The following is a 2070-nucleotide window of genomic DNA, read 5'->3' as shown; positions in this document are numbered from 1 at the left end:
AGGAGCTTCACGAGATATAGTTGTTTGTTTTTCAGGTGCTGATGGAGCTGGAGCTGGAGCTGGAGCAGTATCTTGTTTTTCTGGCAGAGGTGTATCTTTTTCTGCTATTTTTTCGCCTTCGTCAGTTAGGCTAGCATCGACTTCGGTAATTGGCTCGTCTCGCTCTGGCTCATCATCTAATGGTTCGATAACAGAGTCAAAAGGAATAGGCTTTTCAACGATATCTTCTATATCTTTTTTTGCAACGGATGCTAATAAGAACCAGGCAATGACACCAATCACTAAAACTAATAAGGCGGCGCCAATTAAGCGTTGCTTTTGTACTAGTGTCATTACCTGCTACTCCATTACTTAATGATGATTAGGTGAGTTTACCTCATGATACTTATTTTTATCACTGGTAATCACGCCCGCATCATCGGAAGGTGATGGCATATGCTGCAGAGCAACGTCCAGCACTTCATAAATCCATTTCACCGGTGTAATAGTCAATCCTTGTTTTACATTTTCAGGAATTTCTTTTAAATCCTTGATGTTATCGTGAGGTATCAGAACTGTATCGATACCACCGCGATGGGCAGCAAGTAATTTTTCTTTTAAACCACCAATGGCTAAGACTTCCCCACGTAGTGTGATTTCGCCGGTCATAGCCACATTGGCTTTGACAGGAATACCTGTAATCGCTGAAACAAGTGCTGTACACATACCGATGCCAGCACTAGGTCCATCTTTTGGTGTTGCGCCTTCCGGTACGTGTACGTGCAGATCATGTGTTTGCAAGAAATCATCACTTATCCCCCAGTCAGCAGAACGTGAGCGTACAACGGTGGTCGCTGCTTGAATGGATTCTTGCATAACGTCACCCAGTTTACCGGTATAGGCAGACTTACCTTTGCCCGGCATAACCGCTGACTCAATGGTTAAGAGCTCACCGCCAACTTCTGTCCAAGCCAGACCGGTTACTTGACCTACACGATCGCTCTCTTCGGCCATTCCGTAACGGTAATGATAGACACCAAGGTAGGTTTCAATGTTTTCAGCAGTGACGACAACTTGTTGTTCTGGCTTTTCCGTCAAAATCTGTTTAACTAATTTGCGACAGATTTTTGAGATTTCACGCTGTAAGTTACGCACACCAGCTTCACGCGTATATCGGCGGATAATTTCCATTACCGCATCTTCTCTGATATCAACTTCTTTCTCTTTAAGACCGTTATCTTTAATCGCTTTCGGCAAGAGATATTTCATCGCGATATTAAGTTTCTCGTCTTCTGTGTAACCCGCAAGGCGTATGATTTCCATACGGTCACGCAAAGCGTCAGGAATATTAAGTGTATTGGCTGTACAGACAAACATGACATCAGATAAATCATATTCAACTTCTAAATAATGATCAGCAAATGTCGAGTTTTGTTCAGGATCTAACACTTCTAATAATGCAGAAGCAGGATCACCACGGAAGTCTTGCGCCATTTTGTCAATTTCATCTAATAGAAATAATGGGTTTTTAACTTCCGTTTTACAGATATTCTGTATCACTTTACCTGGCATAGAGCCGATATAAGTTCTACGGTGCCCGCGTATTTCAGCCTCATCTCTAACACCACCCAAAGCCATTCTTGTAAATTTACGATTAGTGGCTCTGGCTATTGATTGAGCAATAGATGTTTTACCCACACCAGGTGGGCCAACCAGGCAAAGAATCGGACCTTTTGATTTTTTGACACGCTTTTGTACAGCCAAGTATTCAACGATTCGTTCTTTGACTTTTTCCAGACCATAGTGATCTTCATCTAGGACATTTTCAGCCTTGTTTAAATCAAGGGTCACTTTAGAACGTTTTTTCCAAGGGACTTCTAACAAAGATTCAATATAGTTTCTGACTACAGTTGCTTCTGCAGACATCGGTGACATCATTCGAAGCTTTTTAAGTTCAGCATCAGCTTTAGCGCGTGCTTCTGCCGGCATTCCTGCCTTCTCAATGTTCGCAGCCAGTTCGTCAGTTTCGTTACCAGCCTCGTCAATTTCACCGAGTTCTTTTTGAACCGCTTTTAACTGCTCATTAAGATA

General features: G+C 42.5%; 2 protein-coding genes. Both read right to left on the bottom strand.

Going from position 1 to position 2070, the window contains the following annotated elements; genetic code table 11:
* Positions 1–333, bottom strand: a 333-nt coding sequence (locus B4K20_RS09625; protein ID WP_289282717.1) for a hypothetical protein, incomplete at its 3' end; no start/stop codon positions are given.
* Positions 334–351: 18 nt separating this feature from the next.
* Positions 352–2070, bottom strand: a 1719-nt coding sequence (lon, locus tag B4K20_RS09620; RefSeq protein ID WP_289282716.1) for an endopeptidase La, incomplete at its 5' end; no start/stop codon positions are given.

The organism is Methylophaga sp. UBA5088, from assembly GCF_002414625.1.
GTDB classification, from domain to species: domain Bacteria; phylum Pseudomonadota; class Gammaproteobacteria; order Nitrosococcales; family Methylophagaceae; genus Methylophaga; species Methylophaga marina.
This window is presented reverse-complemented; position numbering and strand designations above follow the sequence as displayed.